This is a genomic window from Streptomyces sp. ICBB 8177 (assembly GCF_003144095.1).
In the GTDB taxonomy this organism is placed as follows: Bacteria; Actinomycetota; Actinomycetes; order Streptomycetales; family Streptomycetaceae; genus Streptantibioticus_D.
In genome coordinates, this window is record NZ_NSKH01000003.1 from 391,327 (window position 1) to 413,816 (window position 22,490).

Below are 22,490 nucleotides of genomic sequence, written 5' to 3' on the forward strand. Positions count from 1 at the left end.
CCCTGGGTGATGGCTGACGACCGCGCGGGGCCGCCGTCCGCCACCGATGTTAGTGACCGTTAACGTCTCTGGGGCCAAGGTTAACGCTCGCTAACGCGGAATGTCTAGAATCTTCTGCATGCAGCCGACGAAGGCCGGGGCGACCCGGCGCGAGCAGATCCTCAAGGAGGCCGCGCAGCTCTTCGCCGAGCGCGGTTTCCACGGCGTCGGCGTCGACGAGATCGGCGCCGCCGTCGGCATCAGCGGTCCCGGCCTGTACCGCCACTTCGCCGGCAAGGACGCGATGCTCGCCGAACTGCTGGTCGGCATCAGCGGCCGGCTGCTCGCCGCGGGCAAGCACCGCATCGCCCGCGCGGGCTCGGCCGCCGAGGCGCTGGACGCCCTGGTGCGCGGCCACGTCGACTTCGCGCTCGACGACCGCCCGCTGATCGTGCTGCACGACCGCGAGCTGGACCGGCTGCGCGAGTCGGACCGCAAGCTGGTGCGGCAGTTGCAGCGGCAGTACGTCGAGCTGTGGGTGGAGGTCGTACGGGAAGTGCACCCCGACGCCGACGAGACGCAGGCGCGAGCCGCCGTGCACGCGGTCTTCGGCCTGCTCAACTCCACCCCGCACCTGGGCACCCGCGGCGACCTGTCCGGCCGCCAGGCCGCCGCCGCACTGCTGCGCAGGCTCGCGCTGAGCGCGTTCACGGCGCTGGACGGCGAGGGGGAGCGGGACTGAGCCCGGCGGGGAGCCGGACGGGGCGGGTGCGGCGGAGGCCGGCGCTGGACAGATCCGCCAACCGAGAAGTAACTTGCCAAGCGCTTGCTTAGGCCGGTTTCCATCGGCCGCCGGGCCGGATCCCGCCGGCCGGTCCCGCCACGCGCTTGAGGAGGCCAGCGTGCGCCGCACGGTGTTCAACGAGGACCACGAGGCGTTCCGGTCCACCATCCGCGACTTCATCGCCACCGAGGTCGTCCCCGTCTACCCCGAGTGGGAGCAGGCCGGGCACGCTCCGCGCGACTTCTACTACAAGCTCGGCGAGCTGGGCGTCTTCGGCATCGAGGTGCCGGAGGAGTACGGCGGCGCGGGCGAGACCAGCTTCAAGTTCAACGCGGTCATCTCCGAGGAGTGCGCCCGCGCCGGCGTCAGCTTCGGCGGCAGCAGCGTGCACACCGCGCTGTGCCTGCCGTACCTGCTCAAGTACGCCAACGACGAGCAGAAGAAGCGCTGGCTGCCGAAGTTCGTCACCGGCGAGATGATGACCGCGATCGCCATGACCGAGCCCGGCACCGGCTCGGACCTGGCGGGCATGAAGACCACCGCCCGGCTGTCGCAGGACGGCACGCACTACGTGCTCAACGGCGCCAAGACCTTCATCACCGGCGGCGTCCTCGCCGACCGCGTCCTGGTCTGCTGCCGCACCTCCGCCCCGACCCCCGAGGACCGCCGCGGCGGGATTTCCATCCTGGTGGTCGACACCAGGAGCGAGGGCTACGCGGTCGGCCGCAAGCTGGAGAAGCTGGGCCTGAAGTCCTCCGACACCGCCGAGCTGTCCTTCACCGACGTCAAGGTGCCCGTCGAGGACCTGCTCGGCGAGGAGGGCAAGGCGTTCGAGTACCTCACGCACAACCTGCCGCAGGAACGTCTCGGCATCGCGCTGGGCGCCTACGCCCAGGCCTCCGCCGCGATCCGCTTCGCCACCGAGTACGTGCGCGAGCGCACCGTCTTCGGCAAGCCGGTCGCGGGCTTCCAGAACACCAAGTTCGTCCTCGCCGACTGCAAGGCCGAGGTGGACGCCGCCCAGGCGGTGGTCGACCGCGCCCTCGACGCCCTCGACGCCGGCGAACTGACCCCGGCCGACGCAGCCTCCGCCAAGCTGTTCTGCACCGAGGTCGCCGCCCGCGTCATCGACAAGTGCCTGCAACTGCACGGCGGTTACGGCTACATGATGGAGTACCCCATCGCCCGCCTGTACGCGGACACCCGCGTCACCCGCATCTACGGCGGCACCAGCGAGGTCATGCGGTCCATCATCGCCAAGTCCATGGGCCTGTGAGCGGGAGACCGGAGCCGACGATGGACGCGCCGCTCAAGGATCTGCTCGACCTGCTCGACCTGGAGCGGATCGAGGCGAACATCTTCCGCGGCCGCAGCCGCCCCGCCGTCGTGCCCCGGGTCTTCGGCGGCCAGGTCGCCGCCCAGGCCCTGGTCGCCGCGGGCCGCAGCGTGCCACAGGACCGGCACGCCCACTCCCTGCACGCCTACTTCCTGCGCCCCGGCGACCCCGGCGCGCCGATCGTCTACGAGGTCGACCGCATCCGCGACGGCCGCTCCTTCACCACCCGCCGGGTGGTGGCCGTCCAGCACGGGCAGCCGATCTTCCACCTGTCCGCGTCGTTCCAGACCTACGAGGAGGGGCTGGAGCACCAGGAGCCGATGCCGGAGGCGCCCGATCCCGAGACGCTGCCGCCCGCGGAGGAGGTGCTGCCGAAGCACGCCGGCTACTTCCCCGATCCCTCGGTGGTGGACCGGCTGCTGGAGGCCAGGGCCGCCGTCGACCTCAGGTACGCGCAGGACCCGCCGTACCTGAGTGTCGGACGTCCGCGCGAGCCGCGCTCGCAGGTGTGGTTCCGCACCCGGGGCGAACTCGCCGACGACCCCCTGCTCCACGTCTGCCTGGCCACCTACGTCTCCGACATGACGCTGCTGGACTCCGTGCTGCTCGCGCACGGGCGCGGCGGCTGGGCGGTCGGCGACGTGGTGGGCGCGAGCCTCGACCACGCCATGTGGTTCCACCGGCCGTTCCGCGCCGACGAGTGGCTGCTGTACGACCAGCAGTCGCCGTCCGCGTCCGGCGGGCGGGGGCTCGGCACCGCGCGCATCTACACCCGCGACGGGCGGCTGGCGGTGTCGGTGATCCAGGAGGGCGTGGTCCGCGTCCCCCGCGCCTGAGCGGCTACCCGGCGAGCCCGGCCGCGTTCAGCAGGTAGGCGGTCATCGGGTCGTAGTAGTGCGGCGCCACGTGGTCGTCGAGCGGCACGGTGACCGCGAGCGTGCCCTCCGCCTCACCCACGAACAGCGCGGGGTCGTTGCAGTCCGCGTACCCGACGGCGTCGATCCCGCGCTGCCCGGCGCAGCCCGCCCAGCCGTGGTCGGCGACCACCAGGTCGGGCAGCGGACGCCCCTCGCGTTCCAGCGCGTCCAGGATCGCCGACATCGGGTCGGGGGAGTGGGTGTGCACCAGCGCCGCGCCGCGCAGCAGCATCGCGACGCCGCCGATCTGCAGCACCCGCCCCTCGTCCGCGAACAGCCCCTCCGGGATCGCCACGATCTCGCAGCCCGCCGCGCGCAGCGCCTCGCCCGTCGCTTGGTGCACCCCGAGCAGCCCGCCGGGGTGACCGGTGGCCAGCAGCACCCGCCGCCCGCCCTCGGCCGCCTTGCGCAGCGCCGCCGCCGCCCGGTCCAGCGCGGCCACCGTCAGGTCCGGGTCGATGGTGTCCTGGCCCGAGCGGTACGCCGGATCGGCGACCACCCCGCAGCGCTGCGCCATCAGCTCCAGCACCGCGTCCTCGTCCCGCCACCGGTCGCCGAGGTCGAGACCCAGCCAGTAGTACCGGTTGCCCGCGGCCAGCTCGCGGTAGTGGTCGAGGTTGTTGTCGCGGCTGGTGGCGACGGCTCCGGCGATACGGGTGCGTATCAGGTGCTCGGTCAGGGCGGTGCGGGACGGTGCGTGAACTGTGGGCATGCCTTCATTGTCGCGTGCCGGGGGAAAGGGGGACGGGGGGTGGGCGATCGAGACGAAGGCGTGACCGGAGCGTGCCTGTGCCACGATCGCGTGAGGTGTGCCTTCGCCGCGGTCGCGTGAGGCGGCCTCGCCGCGATCGCCTACAGGTGGCGCAGGGCCAGCCACAGGTCGGCTCGCACGTCCGGGTCGTTCAGGTCCGCGTCCAGCAGTTCGGCGGCCCTGGCCACGCGCTGCCTGACGGTGTTGCGGTGCACCCGCAGGGCCGCCGCCGTACGGTCCCAGCCGCCGTGCAGCGCGAGCCACGTCCGCAACGTCTCCAGCAACGCGGGCGAACCGGCGACCGGCGCCAGCCTCGCCGCCGCGTACGCCCGCGCGTCCTGCGGCGGCAGCAGCGCCCCGATGCCGTCGCGCTCCGGCCGGTGCCGTACCACCGCCGCGTGCGAGGCGACCGCCCTGCGCAACGCGGCCGCCGCCTGCGCGTCCGCGCCGGGCAGATCGGCGGTCCTGGCCGGCCCGCTCACCCCCAGCGTCCAGCCCGGCAGCGCGGACAACTCACGCCGAGGCGTCCCCGCTTCCTCCGGCACCAGCACGCGTACCGGGCCGCCCGCCTCCGCGTCCGCCAGCGGGCTGCCGAGGGCGGCGGCCAACGCGGCGGCGGACGCGCGCGGCGACAGGCCGACGGGGTCGCGGCGGTGGCCGTGCACCACCGTCCACCACGCCTCCGGCGCCTCGCACAGCAGGGGTGCGACCGTCTCGGGATCCGCCCCCAGCAACAGCCTGACCAGGGCGGACGTGCGGTCGGCGGGCGCGGTGCCCAGGTCGCGTGCGGTCAGCAGCGACAGCAGGACGGCGGCCACCCCCGCGATCGCCGCTCCGCCCGCCTCGGCGTCCTGCGGCAACGCCAGCACCAGCGCCGCCGTCCCGCCCTCGCCCAGCGCGTGGGCCAGCAGCCGCCGTCCGCCCGCCGCCTCGGCGGCCGTGGTCGGCGCCCCCGCCCGCCCGGACCGCACGACCCCGGCCAGCTCCCGCATGGCCTCCGTCACGTCGTCCGGCGGCACCGGACCCGCCGCGTACAGCTCCTCGCCCCGCGCCCCCAGCACGCAGGCCCGCGCTCCCAGCCGCCGGGCCAGCTGCCGCAGCACCGCGGGCACCGGATCCGGCGCCGCCGCGGCCGCCGCCAGCCCCTGCTGGGCCTGCGCCACCCGCCGCAGCTCCCGGTGCCTGACCTGCGCCATCAACTGCCACACCGCCCGCGCCACCTCCGCGAACGGCGTTCCCGGCGGCACCTCGACCAGCGGCACCCCGTACCGCTCGCAGGCCCGCGGCAGCGCCTGCGGGGTCGCCTCCAGCACCGGCGTCACCCCGAAGCCGAGCGCCGCCACCCCGCCGCGCGCGAGCCGTGCCACGTAACCGTCCAGTACGTCGGCCGCGTCGGCCGCGTCCGGCGCCGGGAAGTGCACGCCCGCCGTCAGCAACAGCTCACCGCCGAGCAGGTACGGGACCGGATCGGCCATCTCGCTCGCGTGCACCCACCGCACCGCGACACCCTCGGGATCGGGCCCCGCGAGGCTGCGCAGCCCCAGGTCGGCCCGGTCCAGCAGGGCCGCCAACGGCACCGCGGGCGTGGGCGGGGTCAACTCGGGCATGGACGAACCGTTCAGTGAGTGCCTCCAGTATGGAGGAAACGTACACTTCACCGTCGCCCAGCGGCGACCTAGGGTTCTCATCGAGACGGGCTCCCGGGCGCCCCGCTTCGGCGCCGGACGCGTTCACCGTGTACTCGTTGATCCGTGTTGGTCCGCGCTGGTCAATGTTGACCAACACGGACCAACACGGATCAACGTTGAGCAATATTGACCAAGCTGAGCAATGTTGACTAAGGGGACACCATCATGACCAGCAGCGCCGGGCCGCGCGGCCCCGTCGACTCCTCCCGGATCCCGCGCTACGCCGGGCCCGCCACCTTCGCGCGGCTGCCGCGCATCGACGAGGTCGGCGCCGCCGACGTGGCCGTCGTCGGCGTCCCCTTCGACAGCGGCGTCTCCTACCGTCCCGGCGCCCGCTTCGGCGGCAACGCCATCCGGGAGGCGTCCCGGCTGCTGCGCCCCTACAACCCGGCGCAGGACGCCTCCCCGTTCGCCCTCGCCCAGGTCGCCGACGCGGGCGACATCGCGGTCAACCCGTTCAACATCAACGAGGCCGTCGAGACCGTCCAGGCCGCCGCCGACGACCTGCTGGAGCGCGGCGCCCGGCTGATGACGCTGGGCGGCGACCACACCATCGCGCTGCCGCTGCTGCGCTCGGTCGCCCGCAAGCACGGCCCCGTCGCCCTGCTGCACTTCGACGCCCACCTCGACACCTGGGACACCTACTTCGGCGCCGAGTACACCCACGGCACCCCGTTCCGCCGGGCCGTCGAGGAGGGCATCCTCGACACCTCCGCCCTCTCCCACGTCGGCACCCGCGGCCCGCTCTACGGCAAGCAGGACCTCGCCGACGACGAGAAGATGGGCTTCGGCATCGTCACCTCCGCCGACGTCATGCGGCGCGGCGTGGACGAGGTGGCCCAGCAGCTACGCGAGCGCATCGGCGACCGCCCGCTGTACATCTCCATCGACATCGACGTGCTCGACCCGGCCCACGCGCCCGGCACCGGCACCCCCGAGGCGGGCGGCCTGACCTCCCGCGAACTGCTGGAGATCCTGCGCGGCCTGGCCTCCTGCCACCTGGTCTCCGCCGACCTGGTCGAGGTCGCCCCGGCCTACGACCACGCCGAGATCACCTCGGTCGCCGCCTCCCACACCGCGTACGAGCTGACCACGATCATGTCCCGGCAGATCGCGGCGTCCCGCGAGGTCTGACCCGGCGCGCGCCTCTCGCGGGTCCTAGGTCCGTGGCCCCACCGGGCTCGGACCTGGGACCCGCTTTTTGTTGCGGACGGATGAAATCCGCTTCCCCGGGCGTTGCAGCCTTGCGGCACGGCCGGGTGGCGGCCGACGCGACGGGAGGCACTGAGTGGCGGCGACGACGCGGACCGCGAACACGACGGAACGGCCCGGCGGGGACCCGGACGGGCCAGGCGACGGCCGGAGGAGGAGCACCGGCGGACGCCCTGGTCAGGGGTGGCTGCGGCGCATCACCGCCGACAGCTGGCGCTACCGCCGGGCGGTCCTGCTCGCGCTCGGTGCCTCCCTCGTCGGCATGGCGGTCACCGCCCTCGTCCCGCTGCTGCCCCGGCTGATCATCGACGATGTGGTCGCCGGACACACCGGCTCCGTCGGTCTGTGGGCCGCTCTGATGGTGCTCGCCGCGCTCGCCGTCTACGCCTCCACCTACGTGCGCCGCTACTACGGCGGACGCCTCGCCCTCGACGTGCAGTACGACCTGCGCACCGCGATGTTCCGCACCCTCGCGCGGCTCGACGGCGCCCGGCAGGACGCGCTCGACACCGGGCAGGTCGTCGGCCGCGCCACCAGCGACCTCCAGCTGATCCAGGGCCTGCTGTTCATGATCCCCGTCATGCTCGGCAACCTGCTGCTGTTCGTGATGTCGCTGGTGGTGATGGCGGTGCTCTCCCCGCTGCTCACCCTGATCGCGCTCGCCGTCGCGCCCGCCCTGTGGTTCCTGGCCAACCGCAGCCGCACCCGGCTCTTCCCCGCCACCTGGTACGCCCAGGGCCAGGCCGCCGCCGTCGCCGGAGTCGTGGACGGCGCGGTCACCGGCGTGCGCGTCGTCAAGGGCTTCGGCCAGGAGGCGCAGGAGGAACAGAAGCTGCGCCGCGTCAGCCTGCGCCTGTTCGCCGCGCGGCTGCGCACCGTCCGCCTCAACGCCCGTTACAACCCGGCCCTCCAGGCGGTCCCCGCGCTCGGGCAGGTCGCCATGCTCGCCCTCGGCGGCTGGATGGCCGTCCACCACCAGATCACCCTGGGCACCTTCGTCGCGTTCTCCACCTACCTCGCCCAGCTCACCGGCCCGGTGCGGATGCTGACCATGATGCTCACCGTCGGCCAGCAGGCCCGCGCGGGCGTCGAGCGGGTCTACGAACTGATCGACACCGAACCGGTGATCACCGAGTCCCCGCACGCCCGCGAACTGCCGCGCGACGCGGACGCCGACATCGAGTTCGACGACGTGACCTTCGGCTACGACCCGGACCGCCCGGTGCTTGAGCACCTCAGCCTGCGCGTCGAACCCGGCGAGACGCTCGCCGTCGTCGGCGCATCCGGCTCCGGCAAGTCCACCGTCTCCCTGCTGCTGCCCCGCTTCTACGACGTCTCCGGCGGCGCGGTGCGGGTCGGCGGCACCGACGTGCGCGACCTCACGCTCGACTCGCTGCGGGCGGCCATCGGACTCGTTCCCGAGGACAGCTTCCTGTTCTCCGACTCGGTCCGCGCCAACATCGCCTACGGCCGTCCCGACGCCACCGACGCCGAGGTCGAGGCCGCCGCCCGCGCCGCACAGGCCCACGGCTTCATCTCCGCCCTGCCCAAGGGCTACGACACGGTCGTCGGCGAACAGGGCCTCACCCTCTCCGGCGGCCAGCGTCAACGCGTCGCCCTGGCCCGCGCCGTCCTCACCGACCCCCGCCTCCTGCTGCTGGACGACGCCACCTCCGCGGTGGACGCCCGCGTCGAGGCGGAGATCCACGACGCCCTGCGCGAGGTCATGCGCGGCCGCACCACCCTCCTGATAGCCCACCGCCGCTCCACCCTCGCCCTCGCCGACCGCGTCGCCGTGCTCGACCACGGACACCTGGCGGACGTCGGCACCCACGACGAACTACAGGAGCGCTGCGCCCTCTACCGCCGCCTGCTGACCGATCCGGACGAACTCGCCGGGGACGACGCCTGGTCGCCGGATCCGGCGGGACGGGTGCGGATCGTGGGGGAGGACGGCGCCGACGCGCGGGGCGGTGCCGTCGACGGGGCCACCCCCGAGCTGTGGCCCAGGTCCGATCGGGGTGCCGAGGGGGAGGCCCAGGTCGGTGCGACCGCGGCGGCTCCCGCCGGGCCCGGCATGGCCGGCGCGCTCGCCGGGATGCCCGCCACCCCCGAACTGCTCGCCCGCGTCGCCGCGTTGCCCCCGGCGACCGACACCCCCGACATCGACGAGACCGTCGTCCGCGCCGCCGAGCCGCACTTCGGACTGCGCGCCATGCTCCGCGGCTTCACCGCCCCCCTGCTGATCAGCCTCGCCCTGGTCGCGGCCGACGCGCTGGGCGGTCTGCTGCTGCCGATCCTCATCCGGCACGGCATCGACCAGGGCGTCGACCGCCTCGCCCTCGGCGCCGTCTGGTCCGCCGCCGGCCTCGCCCTCCTCGTCGTCCTCGCCCAGTGGGCCGCCGAGGTCGGCGAGAACCAGATGACCGGCCGCACCGGCGAACGCGTCCTGTACTCCCTGCGCCTGAAGATCTTCGCCCAGCTCCAGCGTCTCGGACTCGACTACTACGAACGCGAGTTGACCGGCCGCGTCATGACCCGCATGACCACCGACGTCGACGCCCTCAGCTCGTTCCTCCAGACCGGCCTGGTCACCGCCGTCGTCAGCCTGCTGACCTTCTTCGGCATCCTCGTCGCCCTGCTCGCCCTCGACGTGGAACTCGCCCTCGTCGTCTTCGTCACCCTCCCGCCCCTGATCGCCGCCACCGTCGTCTTCCGCCGCAAGTCGGTACGCGCTTACGGCCTGGCCCGCGACCGGGTCGGCGTCGTCAACGCCGACCTCCAGGAGCACGTGGCGGGCCTGCGCGTCGTCCAGGCGTTCCGCGGCGAACGCGCCGGCGCCCGCCGCTTCGCGGAACGCTCCGACGCCTACCGCCAGGCCCGGGTGCGCGGCCAGTGGTACATATCCGTCTACTTCCCCTTCGTGCAGTTCCTCTCCAGCGTCGCCGCCGCCCTGGTGCTGATCGTCGGCGCGGGACGGGTCGGCGACGGCACCCTGACCGCCGGCGCCCTGGTCGCCTACCTGCTCTACATCGACCTGTTCTTCTCACCCGTCCAGCAGCTCTCCCAGGTCTTCGACGGCTACCAGCAGGCGTCCGTCTCGCTCGGCCGCATCGCCGAACTGCTGCGCCTGCCCACCGCGACCCCGCTGCCCCAGCACCCCGTGCCCGTACCGGGCACCGGCCTGCGCGGCGAGATCACCTTCGACGACGTCCACTTCGCCTACGGCGACGGCGAGGAGGCCCTCGCCGGCATCGACCTGTGCGTCCCCGCCGGGCAGACCGTCGCCTTCGTCGGCGAGACCGGCGCGGGCAAGTCCACCCTGGTCAAGCTCGTCGCCCGGTTCTACGACCCGACCGGCGGCGCCGTCCGCGTCGACGGCCTCGACCTGCGCGACCTCGACCTGACCGGCTACCGCCGCAGGCTGGGCGTCGTCCCCCAGGAGCCCTACCTCTTCCCCGGCACCATCCGCGACGCCATCGCCTACGGCCGTCCCGACGCCACCGACGCCGAGGTCGAAGCCGCCGCCCGCGCGGTCGGCGCCCACGAGATGGTCGCCTCCCTCGCCGACGGCTACCTGCACCGCGTCGGCGAACGCGGCCGCAACCTGTCCGCGGGACAACGCCAGCTCATCGCGCTCGCCCGGGCCGAACTGGTCGACCCTGACGTGCTGTTGCTCGACGAGGCGACCGCCGCGCTCGACCTGGCGACCGAGGCCGTGGTCAACGCCGCCGCCGACCGCCTCGCGGTGCGCAGGACCACCCTGGTCGTCGCCCACCGCCTGACCACCGCCGCCCGCGCCGACCGCGTCGTCGTCATGGACCACGGCCGGGTCGTCGAGGACGGCACGCACGCCGAACTCCTCGCCGCCGGCGGCCGGTACGCCGAGCTGTGGCGCACCTTCGCGGGCGAACCGGCCGACACCGCCGCCTGACCGGGCATACCCTGACCGCCGGAAGGGGGCGGTCATGCGCACAGCTCTTCTCCTCGCCGCCGCCGCACTGCTGGCTGGCGCCGCCGGCTGCGCGCCGGCCACCGGCTACACCGGACAGCGCGCCGCGGCGGTGACCACCGCGCCCGCCACGGGGCCGCTCCTGCCCGTCGGCAGCTGCGCGGCCCGTTCCGGCACCGCCTACCGCGAGGTGGCGTGCGACGACCGCGACGCGCTCGCGCGGGTCACCCGGCGCGCTTCCGGCCCGCCGGACTGCCCGGCCACCACCGACCTCCTGCTGACGGTGACGGCGGGCGGCGCCGTCGGTGCGACCGCCTCGCCCTCCGGCGGCGGATACGCCTGCCTGCGCGACCTGCGTCCACCGCACCCCGGCGACCCCGGCCAGGGCGGCGGGCCCAACACCATCGTCGGCGACTGCCTGTACTCCGCCGCCTCCGGCCGGGCCGGGGAGACCGCCTGCGACCGCGCCGGAGCCTCCGCACATCCGGCGCGCTACCGGATCACCGCCCTCGTCACCGACCGCGCCCGCTGCCCCTCCACGACCGCGCTCTACGTCACCGAACCCCGCGGCCGGACCGCCTGCGCCGAACGCCTCCCGTGACCCCGCGCCTCACGCGAACTCGCCCAGCAGCCGCATCAGATGCTCCCGCCCCGCGTCCAGCAACTCCGGCAACCCGGCGGCCTGCGGATACCACCGCTTCTCGTACTCCCAGCACAGCCAGCCGTCCCACCCCTCGCGGCTGAGCACCTCCACGCACCCCTCCAGCGGCAGCACCCCGCTCCCCAGCGGCAACGGCGTCAACTCCTCGGCCGACGCGACGTCCTTGACCTGGACGTAGCCCAGATACGGAGCCAGCGCCGGATAGGACGCGGCGGGCTCCTCACCGCCGAGCCAGGTGTGCAGCACGTCCCACAACGCACCCACCGCCCGGTGCCCGACCGGCCCCAGCACCCGCGCCAGAGCCGCCGCGGTGCGGTGCGAGTCGTGCGTCTCGACCAGCACCCGCACCCCGCGCTCCGCCGCGTACGGTGCGACCGCCGCCAGCCGCCGCGCCGCCACCACGTCGTCCTCCGGCCCACCGCCACCGGGGAAGACTCTGACGAACGGCGCGCCCAGATCACCCGCGAGTCCGACCTGCCGCCGCAGGTCCTCCACCACCGCGTCGTCCGCACCGGCCGCCGCCACCCGCGTGTACGCCGCCACGCACAGCACCTGGACCCCAGCGGCCTCGAACATCTCCCGCACCCGGGCCCGCGCGTCGCCGCTCAGCCCGGGGTGCACCGGTTCCTCGTCAGGGTCGGCGCGCAACTCCACGCCGTGGTAACCGTGTTCGAGCGCCAGCCGGACCACCTGCTCCACCGGCAGCCCGGGCACACCGAGGGTGGAGAACGCGAGCCTCACAGCGCCATCACCCAGTCCTGCCCCACCAGGTCCTTGCCGAAGCTGTGGTGGGGTTTCTCCGCCACCAGCTCGAACCCGTGCCGCTCGTAGATCTTCCGGGCCGCCGCCAGTACGTCATTGGTCCACAACACGATCTCCCGGTACCCGGCCTCGCGCGCGAAACACACGCACTGGCTCACCAACCGGTCGCCGACGCCGTTGCCCCGTGCCGTGGGCGCCACCAGCAGCAGCCTCAGCCGCGCCGTCTCGTCGTCCTCCCGTACGCACATCACGCACCCGACCGGCTCGCCGTCGAACTCGGCGATCCACAGCGCCTCGCGGGCCGGATCATGGCCGTTCGCGAAATCGCCGACGATCCGGGCGACCAGCGCCTCGTACTCCTCGTTCCACCCGAACTGCTCCGCGTACAGCGCACCGTTGGCGCGGACCACCCAGCCCAGGTCACCGGGGCGCGGGCCGCGCACCACCACCGTGCCCACCCTCGGGCGCGACAGCACGTCCTCGGCGGTCCGCAGCGCCTCGGTCAGCCGCCGCCGCTGGCCCTCGCCCAGCCGCGCCACCAGGTCGCCGACCGCCTCCCAGGAACGTTCGTCCAGCAGCGCCGCCGCCTCCCGCCCGGCCCGGGTGAGCCGCACCAGGTGCACACGGCGGTCGGTGGGGTGCTCCTCGCGCTCCACCAGCCCCGCCTTCTCCAGCCGGGCCAGCACCCGGCTCAGGTGCGCGGCCTCGGCGCGGATGGTCTCGCGCAGCCGCGGTACCGCCGTGCGCTCCTGCTGGTTCAGCTCGTAGAGCACCCGGGCCTCGGTGAGCGAGTACGGGGTGCCGAGGCGGCCCGCGTAGTCGAGCGCGCCGATCAGGCTGGTGTAGAAGCGGTTGAACGAGCGGATCGCGTCGACCGTGGGGCCGAGCCAGGGGCGTCTTTCGCGGTCATGGGGGCCACCCTTCGGAAATCGGTTGTCACACCGTTGTCTCCGACAAGGGTATGTCGGGGGCGGGTCCCTTCGGCAGGGCTTACGCGGAAGCGGCGGGCGCGACCTAGGGGCGTGCGGCGATCAGCTTTCGCGCGGGGGTGCGGTGGACTCGCGTACCACCAACTCGCCCTCCACCAGCGTCACTGCGCCCGGGGGTGCCGTCTCGCGCCCCATCACCAGCCGTCCGGCCCGCGCCCCCGCCTCGTGCAACGGCAGTCGCACCGTGGTGAGCGCCGGCGTCGCGTCCACGCTGAACGGCAGATCGTCGAACCCGGTCACCGACACGTCCTGCGGCACCCGCAGCCCCCGCTCGCGCAGCGCGGCGATCACGCCGAGTGCCACCGTGTCGTTGGCGGCCACGATCGCGGTCAAGTCGGGGCGTCGGTCCAGGAGTTCGAGCGCGGCGCGGTGGCCGCTGGCCCGGTCGTAGTGCCCGTACGCGGTCAGTCCGCCGCACTCGCGTTCCAGCCCGTACGCCCTCAGCGCGTTGCGGTGGCCCTCCAGGCGGTGCCGCGTCGTGGTGCGGTCGACCGGGCCCGCCACGCAGCCGATGCGGCGGTGTCCGAGGCGTATCAGGTGCCGGGTCAACAACTCTGAGCCGCCGCGATTGTCGAACCCCAGCGTCATCACCGAGCTGCCGCCCTCAGGCTCCTCCGCCCTCTCCTCGGACGGCTCGGACGGCCTGGACGGTCCGGCCGATCCGGCGGGCTCGGACGGCCCTGATGTCCCCGACGTGCCCGATGTCGCCGACGGCAACGGCGGTCGCCCGCACAGCACGACGCGCGTCCCCGACGCCGCCAGCCGCGCCAGCCGGTCGGCGATGGCCCCGGTGTCGGCGCCCTCCACCGCGCTGCCGGTCAGGATGACGCCCGCCGCCCGCTGCCTGCGCAGCAACGTCAGGTATGTCAGCTCCGCCTCCGGCGAACCACCCGTGTTGCAGACCACGGCCAGCTTGCCGCCCCCCGGCGCGCCCGCCTGCCCCTGCCGGCCGACGTCGCCGCCGCGGGATATCTCCGCCTGTGCGGCGCTGGCGAGGATGCCGAAGAACGGGTCGGCGACATCGTTGACGAGCACCCCGACCAGGTCCGAGGTCGCCGCCGCCAGCGCCCTGGCGTTCCCGTTGACCACGTACTCCAGATCCTCCACGGCCCGCAGCACCCGCTCACGGGTGTGGTCGGCGACCGGGTAATTGCCGTTCAGCACACGGGAGACGGTCGCGGAGGACACCCCCGCGCGCGCCGCCACATCGGCCAGGGTCGTGGTCATCGTCGTACTTCCTCCGTACTCGCTCTCTCCGCCGCACGTCATACGCGCCGTACGGCCGGAAGGACTCAGCGGGGTCGGCGCCGGTTTCCGCCATTGGCACGACCTCTTGAAGTGTCCTTCCCGGGATCGCTAGCGTAGCCGGACGGAAAGCGCTTTCTACGGGCCTTCCGGGCAGGCGGCAGCGACGACGGAGAGGACCCGACGTGACCCGCAGGACCGTCCGCATCGCGATGAACGGCGTCACCGGCCGCATGGGCTACCGCCAGCACCTGATCCGCTCCGTCCTCGCCATCCGCGAGCAGGGTGGACTCCGGCTCGACGACGGCACCGTCCTGTGGCCCGAGCCGGTGCTCCTCGGCCGCCGCGAAGCCGCCCTCCGGGAGATCGCCGACCGCCACGGCCTCGACCACTGGTCCACCGACCTGGACACCGCGCTGTCCGACCCGTCCGTGGAGGTCTACTTCGACGCCCAGGTGACCTCCGCCCGTGTGCCGGCCGTGCGCCGCGCCATCGCCGCGGGCAAGCACGTCTACTGCGAGAAACCCACCGCCACCACCTTCGAGGACGCCTTCGAACTCGCCCGCCTGGCCCGCGAGTCGGGGGTGCGCAACGGTGTCGTGCAGGACAAGCTCTTCCTGCCAGGCCTGCGCAAACTGCGCCGCCTTGTGGACGGCGGCTTCTTCGGACGCGTGCTGTCGGTGCGCGGCGAATTCGGCTACTGGGTCTTCGAGGGCGACTGGCAGCCCGCCCAACGTCCGTCCTGGAACTACCGCGTTCGCGACGGCGGCGGCATCACCGTCGACATGTTCCCGCACTGGGACTACGTGCTGCACGAACTCTTCGGCCGCGTGACCTCCGTCCAGGCGCTCAGCACCACCCACATCCCGCGCCGCTGGGACGAGGACGGCAAGCCCTACGAGGCGACGGCCGACGACGCCGCCTACGGGGTCTTCCAACTCGCCTCGGGCGCGGTCGCCCAGTTCAACTCCTCCTGGACGGTGCGGATCCACCGCGACGAACTCCTCGAACTCCAGGTGGACGGCACCCACGGCTCCGCCGTCGCGGGCCTGCGCGACTGCCGTGTCCAGCACCGGTCGGCCACCCCCAGGCCGGCCTGGGATCCGGACGGCCCGCCCGCCGACCGGTTCCGCGCGCAGTGGCAGGAGGTTCCGGACAACGAACCCGGCGGCTTCGGCAACGCCTTCAGGGCGCAGTGGGAACTCTTCCTCCGCCACGCCGTCGCCGACGGCCCCTGGCACTGGGACCTGCTGGCCGGGGCCCGCGGCGTCCAGCTCGCCGAACTCGGCCTGCGCTCCTCGGCGGAGGGCCGCCGCCTCGATGTCCCGGAGCTGACCCTGTGACCCCGGGGATCGTCCTGCCCGACGAGGAGGGACACCTGCGGAGGTATCGCCCGCGCGATGATCCGGCGCCGTACGTGCGGCGGAGTGCGGCGGACCCGGGCGATTCGCGGGAGGAGGCGGCGTTTGGTGGCCGGGCGGAGGGCGGAGCTCCGCCGGCGGGCGCGACGTCGCCGGGGAGCGGGGCTTCGGCGGAGGGCCGGGCCTCGGCACGGGGCGGGGCGGCTGCCACCCCGCCCCCGGCTCCTCGCCTGCTGCTGGCCGCCGCCCACGTCGTCGCCGACCCGTTCCGCACGGTGGGGGATCCGGATGCCCCCGCCGCCGTCGACTGGGACGCGACGCTCGCCTTCCGCCGTCACCTGTGGGCCCTCGGGCTCGGTGTCGCCGACGCGATGGACACCGCGCAACGCGGCATGGGCCTGGACTGGGCCGCCGCCCGCGAGTTGGTCCGCCGCTCCGCCGCCGAGGCGAAGACGGTGGGCGGACGCATCGCCTGCGGTGTCGGCACCGATCAACTCGCCGCCCCGGCACGCTCGTTGGCGGAGGTCGTCGCCGCGTACGAGGAGCAGCTCGCCGTCGTGGAGGACTGCGGTGCGCAGCCGGTCCTCATGGCGTCCCGCGCCCTCGCAGCCCTGGCCGCCGGGCCCGACGACTACGCCGAGGTCTACGGGAGGCTGCTGCGCCAGTGCTCGGGGCCGGTCGTCCTGCACTGGCTGGGCCCGATGTTCGATCCGTCGCTGACCGGCTACTGGGGCAGCACCGAACTCGACGCGGCGACCGAGGCGTTCCTCGCTGTCGTCGCCGCGCATCCGGGGAAGGTGGACGGCGTCAAGGTCTCGCTCCTCGACGCGCGCCGCGAGGTCGCCCTGCGCCGACGCCTGCCGGACGGCGTCCACTGCTACACGGGGGACGACCTGCACTACCCCGAGCTGATCGACGGTGACGACCAGGGCTTCAGCCATGCCCTGCTCGGTGCCTTCGACCCGCTCGCACCGGCGGCCGCCGAGGCGCTGCGTCTCCTCGGCGACGGTGACCGGCAGGGCTTCCGGGCTCTGCTCGACTCCACTGTTGAGTTGTCCCGCCATCTCTTTTCGGCCCCGACCCGTCACTACAAGACGGGAGTGGTGTTCCTCGCCTGGCTCGCCGGGCACCAGTCGCACTTCACCATGGTCGGCGGACTGCACTCCGCCCGATCACTCCCGCACCTGGCCCGCGCCTACCAACTCGCGGACGAGCTGGGCCTCTTCCCCGATCCGGGGCTGGCTCGTTCCCGTATGGCATCCCTCCTCTCTCTCCATGGAGTCAATCAGTGACCACTGACAATCGGGGGCCCGCGGAAGGCTCTGGTCAACCAAGTGATCAGGGGTTCACTCGACTCAGTGTCAATCAGCAGACGGTGCGGCAGCTCTCCGTCCCCGAGCTCGTCCGGGCCTGCGCGGCACTCGGCATCCAGGGGGTGGGTCTGTGGCGGGAGCCGGTCAGGGAGTTCGGGGTCGTGCGGGCGGCCAGGGCGGTACGCGAGGCGGGCCTGACCGTCACCTCGCTGTGCCGGGGCGGCTTCTTCACCGCTGTCGATCCCGCCGAGCGGGCCGCCGCCCTCGCCTCGAACCGCGCCGCCGTCGACGAGGCCGCCGGCCTCGGCACCTCGACTCTTGTCCTCGTCTCCGGCGGCCTGCCGCAGGGGGAGCGGGACCTGGCCGCCGCCCGCGAGCGCGTCGCCGACGCCATCGCCGAACTCGTCCCGTACGCGGCCGACATGGGCGTCCGGCTGGCCATCGAGCCCCTGCACCCCATGTTTGCGTCCGACCGCTGCGTCGTATCGACCCTCGCCCAGGCCCTCGACCTCGCGGAACGTTTTCCCGCCGAACGCGTCGGGGTGGTCGTCGACACGTACCACGTGTGGTGGGACGACCGGACCCCGCAGCAGATCGCCCGCGCGGGTGCCGACGGCAGGATCGCCGCGTTCCAGCTCGCGGACTGGGTGACGCCGTTGCCGGAGGGCGCGCTGCTCGGCCGGGGACAACTGGGCGACGGCTGCGTCGACCTGCGGGGCCTGCGCGAACTGGTCGACCGCGCGGGCTACGACGGTCCGATCGAGGTCGAGGTCTTCAGCCCGGCACTGTGGGAACGGCCCGGGGACGAGGTGGTGGCAGAAACAGCGCGCCGCTTCCGGGAGTTCGTGCTCTGAGTTCGCCCGGTCGGGCGCTCTGCGGGAGCGGGGCGGGCCGGGGGTGGGCGTCGACGGGTGGACTGGGGTGTACCGGGTGGAGTGTGGTGTACGGAGGGGAGTGCGGACGTCGGGCGGGCGCTGCGCCGGTGTCGGGTAGATGTCGCGGGCGGATGTCGCGCGGGCCGGGGTGGGCCGCCGGCGGACGTCAAGTGGCCCCGGGCGGGCCCTTGGCGGACGTCAAGGGGACCGGACGGGCCCTTGGCGGACGACGCGTGGGCGGAGACACGGGCAGTGGGCGGGGCAAGGGCGTGGGTGGGCGCCACGGCCGGGGCCGCTCCCCTCTTCCTTCTCTTGGTCTCTGGGCCGAGACGGGTGCCGCTTCGCGGCGGGTGGTCTGCTGACTCGGGCCCGGGCCCGGGGCCGGGGCTGGGACCGGGGTCGGGGCTGGGGTCGCGCCCGGGGCCAGGCCGGTCCCGGTCCCGGTCCCGGCCCAGGGAACATGGATCAAGGAGCCGAGGACCGCCGGCGCTCGCAACCGCCGCGAAAAAATCTTGCGAGCTGCGTGCAACCATCCGGCTACGTGCGGTGTCGTACAAGTCGTGAGGTTCCCGAGGGGGGCTCGGGGAACCGATGGGGGAAACGCGAAGGGGTCCGGCCACGCCGGACCCCTTCCGCCTTTACGGGCCGTTCTCGCCGCGCCGCCCGCGCTGCTTCGTTCCGACCCGAGCCGCCCCACCGAACGGCCGACGCGCCTCCCCGTCTCGTCGCTCCTCCTTCTGACAACCCCCTAATCCCGCGCGATCTCCCTCTCTGTAGGGAACGCCTCCTGCGCTCCCGCCCGGATCACCGCCGCCGCGCCGACCCGTACCGCGTAGTCCACCGCCTCCTCCAACTCAGCCCCGCGCGTCAGCCGCCAGGCCAGCGCGCCCGTGAAGGCATCCCCCGCGCCCGTCGTGTCGATGGCGTGGACGTGCGGGGCGGGGATGCGGACGGCCGCGCCGCCGGAACGCGTTGCGAGGGCGCCGGACGCGCCCAGTGTGACGACTACGGATCGCGGTCCGAGCCGGATGAGTGCCTCCGCCCACGCCTCCGGCGTGTCCTGCGCCGCTGCCGGGTCGTCCCGGAGCAGCAGCCTGGCCTCGTGCTCGTTGAGCACCAACGGGTCGCACACCGCCAGCACTTGGGCGGGGAGCGCGGCGGGTGGCGAGGGGTTGAGGACGACGCGCGTCCCGGCACGTACCGCCGTCCCCACCGCCTCCGCGACCGTGTCGAGCGGGATCTCCAACTGGAGCGACACGACGCGTGCCGCGTCGAACAGCTTCCCGGAGGCCCGTACGTCCTGGGGGCTCAGAAGGGCGTTGGCTCCGGGGGAGACCACGATGCCGTTGTCACCGGCGGGATCCACGGTGATCAGCGCGACCCCGGTCGGTGCCCCGCCGATCAACACGCCCGACGCGTCGACGCCGCTGGAGCGCTGCGTGTCGAGCAGCAGCCTGCCGTGAGCGTCGTCGCCGACCCTGGCCAGCAGGGCCGTGCGAGCGCCCAGACGCGCCGCCGCGACGGCCTGGTTGGCTCCCCTGCCGCCGGGGTGGGTCGCCAGATCGGACCCGAGTACGGTCTCGCCTGCCGCGGGCCTGCGCTGCACGCCGACCACCAGATCGGCGTTGGCCGAGCCGACGACCAGCAGGTCGAACTCGTGAGCGGGCACCGGTCCCTCCTGTCCGCCGGGGTTCGGTTCCTACTTGTCCAGCTCCTACTTGCCCGGTTCCTACTTGCCCGGTTCGATTCTTGACCCGGGTTCGCTTCATGACCGCGGGGCCTGCCCCGACCGCAAGCACCCAGCCGCCCCCGCCCGCACGCCGCCCTCGCACGGCGCCTGGATCGACCGGCTGCCGGTCCGTCCCCGCCCCGCCCGGGACAAGGACCCTGCCCTCCTGCCGACCACGCCTGACATGTCCTGTTACGAGGTTATCCACAGGGTCCCCACGATGTCGGTCGGCGGCGGTACGGTCGGAGCACTTCGTCGGATCACTTCATCGGAGCCCCGCCCTCCCGGTGCGGTCTCCGAGCAGCAAGCCCCACAGCAACCAGGCCCAGCAGCAAACCCGCGAAAGCCAATCCGTGAAGACGAACCCGTAAATGCCGCCTCAAAGACCAACCCGTAAATACCGCCCCTAAAGACCGACCCGCAAATGCCGACCCCTAAAGACCAACCCGTAACAACGACGCGCAAGAACGACCTGTAGAACCAAGCCGTAGCAGCAAGACCCGTAGCAGCAAGAAGGCCCGCAGTAACAACCCCCACCGAGTGCGATCGCCCGCCGGGACGGTCGCCGACCGCGAAAGGAGGCTCGCGATGGGCGAGTTCCGCTTGGCCGTCCTCGAGGGCGTCCTGGAACGGATCACGTACGCCAACGAGGAGAACGGCTACACCGTCGCCCGCGTCGACACCGGCCGGGGAGCCGGTGAACTGCTCACCGTCGTCGGCGCGTTGCTGGGCGCGCAGCCCGGCGAGTCGCTGCGGATGGAGGGCCGCTGGGGCTCCCACCCGCAGTACGGCAAGCAGTTCACGGTGGAGAACTACACGACGGTCCTGCCCGCCACGATCCAGGGCATCCGCCGCTACCTCGGCTCGGGCCTGATCAAAGGGGTCGGCCCGCGGATCGCCGACCGCATCGTCGAGCACTTCGGCACCGACACCCTGGACGTGATCGAGCAGGACCCGAAGAGGCTGATCGAGGTCCCGGGCCTGGGGCCGAAGCGCACCAAGAAGATCGCCATGGCCTGGGAGCAGCAGAAGGCGATCAAGGAGGTGATGGTGTTCCTCCAGGGCGTCGGGGTGTCCACCTCGGTCGCCGTGCGCATCTACAAGGAGTACGGGGACGCCTCGATCTCCGTCGTCAGGAATCAGCCCTACCGCCTGGCCGCCGACGTCTGGGGCATCGGCTTCCTGACCGCCGACCGGATCGCGCAGGCGGTCGGCATACCCCATGACAGCCCCGACCGCGCCAAGGCCGGACTCCAGTACGCGCTGTCCCAGGCGACCGACGGCGGCAACTGCTTCCTGCCTCAGGAACGGCTGATCGCCGACGCCGTCAAGCTGCTCCAGGTGGACTCCGGCCTGGTCATCGACTGCCTCGCCGAGCTGGTCGAGGAAGAGGGCGTGGTCCGCGAACGGGTGCCGGACCCGGAGGGCGGTGAGCCGATCCAGGCGGTCTACCTGGTGCCGTTCCACCGCGCGGAGATCTCGCTGTCCGCGCAGGTGCTGCGGCTGCTGCGCGGTCCGGAGGACCGGATGCCCGCCTTCCGGGACGTGGCCTGGGACAAGGCGCTGGCCTGGCTCGGAGACCGCACCGGTGCCGAACTCGCGCCCGAGCAGGAGCAGGCGGTGCGGCTGGCGCTCACCGAGAAGGTCGCGGTGCTCACCGGTGGTCCGGGTTGCGGCAAGTCGTTCACGGTGAAGTCGGTCGTGACGCTGGCGAAGGCGAAGGGCGCCAAGGTGGTGCTGGCCGCGCCGACCGGCCGGGCCGCCAAGCGACTGGCCGAGCTGACCGACGCGGAGGCGTCCACAGTGCACCGGCTGCTGGAGCTCAAGCCGGGCGGTGACGCCGCCTACGACCGGGACCGGCCGCTCGACGCCGATCTGGTGGTGGTCGACGAGGCGTCCATGCTGGACCTGATATTGGCGAACAAGCTGGTCAAGGCCGTGCCGCCGGGCGCGCACCTGCTCTTCGTGGGCGACGTGGACCAGCTGCCCAGCGTGGGAGCGGGCGAGGTGCTGCGCGACCTGCTGGCGGACGGCTCGCCCGTGCCGGCGGTGCGGCTGACCCGCATCTTCCGGCAGGCGCAGCAGTCCGGCGTGGTGACCAACGCGCACCGGATCAACTCCGGCGTGCCGCCGATCATCCAGGGCCTGCCCGACTTCTTCCTCTTCGCCGAGGAGGACACGGAAGCGGCGGGGCGCCTCACGGTGGACATCGTCGCCCGGCGCATCCCGGCCCGCTTCGGGCTCGACCCGCGGCGGGACGTGCAGGTGCTGGCGCCGATGCATCGGGGCCCGGCCGGCGCGGGCACGCTGAACGGGCTGCTCCAGCAGGCCGTCACCCCGGCCCGCCCCGACCTGCCGGAGCGCCGCTTCGGTGGCCGGGTCTTCCGGGTCGGCGACAAGGTCACCCAGATCCGCAACAACTACGAGAAGGGCGCGAACGGGGTCTTCAACGGCACGGTCGGCGTGGTCACGGCGCTGAGCGTCGAGGAGCAGCGCCTGACGGTGCGCACCGACGAGGACGAGGAGGTCGACTACGACTTCGACGAGCTGGACGAGCTGGCACACGCCTACGCGGTGACCATCCACCGCTCGCAGGGCAGCGAGTACCCGGCTGTGGTGATACCCGTCACCACCGGGGCGTGGATGATGTTGCAGCGCAATCTGCTCTATACCGCCGTGACCCGGGCGAAACGACTCGTGGTGCTGGTGGGCTCGCGGCGGGCGCTGGGCCAGGCGGTGCGCACGGTGTCGGCCGGTCGCCGCTTCACGGCTTTGGACCACCGGTTGCGCGGCGCGCTCCGAGGTGTGGAACCGGCCCGGGAAGGGGGAAGATAGGCACTGCGTGCCACCGATCGACCGTCTGGCTGACCCCGGGTGCACGTTTGTGCGGCAAATGGGGGAAGGTAGAAGCAGTCAGGGCACCTCGAAGAAGAGGC

15 protein-coding genes and 1 pseudogene are annotated in these 22,490 nt (G+C 73.2%); 10 read left to right on the plus strand and 6 right to left on the minus strand.

The window, feature by feature from the left end; translation table 11 throughout:
- Positions 1-118 precede the first annotated feature (118 nt).
- The 3 genes from CK485_RS04695 (at position 119) to tesB (ending at position 2,935) form a co-directional block, all read left to right on the plus strand.
- Entirely contained in the window at positions 119-721 is a 603-nt protein-coding gene (locus tag CK485_RS04695; RefSeq protein ID WP_109447188.1) for a TetR/AcrR family transcriptional regulator, read from the plus strand.
- Between the two features lie 160 nt (positions 722-881).
- Positions 882-2,039, plus strand: coding sequence for an acyl-CoA dehydrogenase family protein (locus CK485_RS04700; RefSeq protein WP_109447190.1), 1,158 nt, complete (start codon positions 882-884; stop codon positions 2,037-2,039).
- A 20-nt stretch (positions 2,040-2,059) separates the two neighbouring features.
- A complete protein-coding gene (gene tesB / locus CK485_RS04705) occupies positions 2,060-2,935 on the plus strand; it encodes an acyl-CoA thioesterase II (protein ID WP_109447192.1) in 876 nt (291 codons plus the stop codon).
- A 4-nt stretch (positions 2,936-2,939) separates the two neighbouring features.
- On the opposite strand, the gene CK485_RS04710 is transcribed toward tesB, so the two are convergent.
- Both CK485_RS04710 and CK485_RS04715 read right to left on the minus strand, forming a co-directional pair.
- A complete protein-coding gene (locus CK485_RS04710; protein WP_109447194.1) occupies positions 2,940-3,728 on the minus strand; it encodes a phosphatase in 789 nt (262 codons plus the stop codon).
- Positions 3,729-3,868: 140 nt separating this feature from the next.
- Positions 3,869-5,374 (minus strand): PucR family transcriptional regulator, encoded by a 1,506-nt coding sequence (locus CK485_RS04715; RefSeq protein ID WP_109447196.1) that lies wholly within the window; start codon positions 5,372-5,374, stop codon positions 3,869-3,871.
- A gap of 246 nt (positions 5,375-5,620) precedes the next feature.
- On the opposite strand from CK485_RS04715, the gene speB reads away from it, so the two are divergent.
- The 3 genes from speB to CK485_RS04730 all read left to right on the plus strand — a co-directional run bounded on the left by speB (position 5,621) and on the right by CK485_RS04730 (position 11,220).
- Positions 5,621-6,589 (plus strand): agmatinase, encoded by a 969-nt coding sequence (gene speB, locus CK485_RS04720; RefSeq protein ID WP_109447198.1) that lies wholly within the window; start codon positions 5,621-5,623, stop codon positions 6,587-6,589.
- Between the two features lie 265 nt (positions 6,590-6,854).
- Complete coding sequence (locus tag CK485_RS04725; RefSeq protein ID WP_241968155.1) at positions 6,855-10,601, plus strand: ABC transporter ATP-binding protein; 3,747 nt, start codon at positions 6,855-6,857, stop codon at positions 10,599-10,601.
- Positions 10,602-10,635: 34 nt separating this feature from the next.
- A complete protein-coding gene (locus CK485_RS04730; RefSeq protein WP_109447202.1) occupies positions 10,636-11,220 on the plus strand; it encodes a hypothetical protein in 585 nt (194 codons plus the stop codon).
- Positions 11,221-11,229: 9 nt separating this feature from the next.
- Here the strand turns inward: CK485_RS04730 and CK485_RS04735 are convergent, their stop codons facing one another.
- The 3 genes from CK485_RS04735 to CK485_RS04745 all read right to left on the minus strand — a co-directional run bounded on the left by CK485_RS04735 (position 11,230) and on the right by CK485_RS04745 (position 14,258).
- Positions 11,230-12,021, minus strand: a complete 792-nt coding sequence (locus CK485_RS04735; RefSeq protein WP_109447204.1) for a sugar phosphate isomerase/epimerase family protein — start codon at positions 12,019-12,021, stop codon at positions 11,230-11,232.
- Positions 12,018-12,908 (minus strand): bifunctional helix-turn-helix transcriptional regulator/GNAT family N-acetyltransferase, encoded by an 891-nt coding sequence (locus CK485_RS04740; protein ID WP_109447206.1) that lies wholly within the window; start codon positions 12,906-12,908, stop codon positions 12,018-12,020. Before CK485_RS04740 ends, CK485_RS04735 begins: the two co-directional genes overlap by 4 nt.
- A 165-nt stretch (positions 12,909-13,073) precedes the next feature.
- The gene (locus tag CK485_RS04745; RefSeq protein WP_109447208.1) at positions 13,074-14,258 is read right to left on the minus strand and encodes a LacI family DNA-binding transcriptional regulator; all 1,185 of its coding nucleotides are present in this window, start codon (positions 14,256-14,258) and stop codon (positions 13,074-13,076) included.
- 203 nt (positions 14,259-14,461) lie between these two features.
- Between CK485_RS04745 and CK485_RS04750 the strand changes: the two genes are divergently transcribed.
- From CK485_RS04750 to CK485_RS04760, 3 genes and pseudogenes are all read left to right on the plus strand, one after another.
- Positions 14,462-15,619, plus strand: coding sequence for a Gfo/Idh/MocA family oxidoreductase (locus tag CK485_RS04750; RefSeq protein ID WP_109447210.1), 1,158 nt, complete (start codon positions 14,462-14,464; stop codon positions 15,617-15,619).
- Positions 15,620-15,852: 233 nt separating this feature from the next.
- Positions 15,853-16,929: pseudogene (locus CK485_RS04755) on the plus strand (dihydrodipicolinate synthase family protein); the annotation flags it as partial.
- Positions 16,930-17,012: 83 nt separating this feature from the next.
- Positions 17,013-17,804 carry a sugar phosphate isomerase/epimerase family protein gene (locus CK485_RS04760; RefSeq protein WP_241968129.1) on the plus strand — a complete coding sequence of 264 codons (792 nt, stop codon included), beginning with the start codon at positions 17,013-17,015 and terminating at the stop codon, positions 17,802-17,804.
- A gap of 769 nt (positions 17,805-18,573) precedes the next feature.
- Here CK485_RS04760 and CK485_RS04765 read toward each other — a convergent pair.
- A complete protein-coding gene (locus tag CK485_RS04765) occupies positions 18,574-19,494 on the minus strand; it encodes a ribokinase (protein ID WP_109447214.1) in 921 nt (306 codons plus the stop codon).
- 648 nt (positions 19,495-20,142) lie between these two features.
- Between CK485_RS04765 and CK485_RS04770 the strand changes: the two genes are divergently transcribed.
- On the plus strand, positions 20,143-22,389 hold the full coding sequence (locus CK485_RS04770; RefSeq protein ID WP_109447216.1) for an ATP-dependent RecD-like DNA helicase: 2,247 nt from the start codon (positions 20,143-20,145) through the stop codon (positions 22,387-22,389).
- Positions 22,390-22,490: the final 101 nt, after the last annotated feature.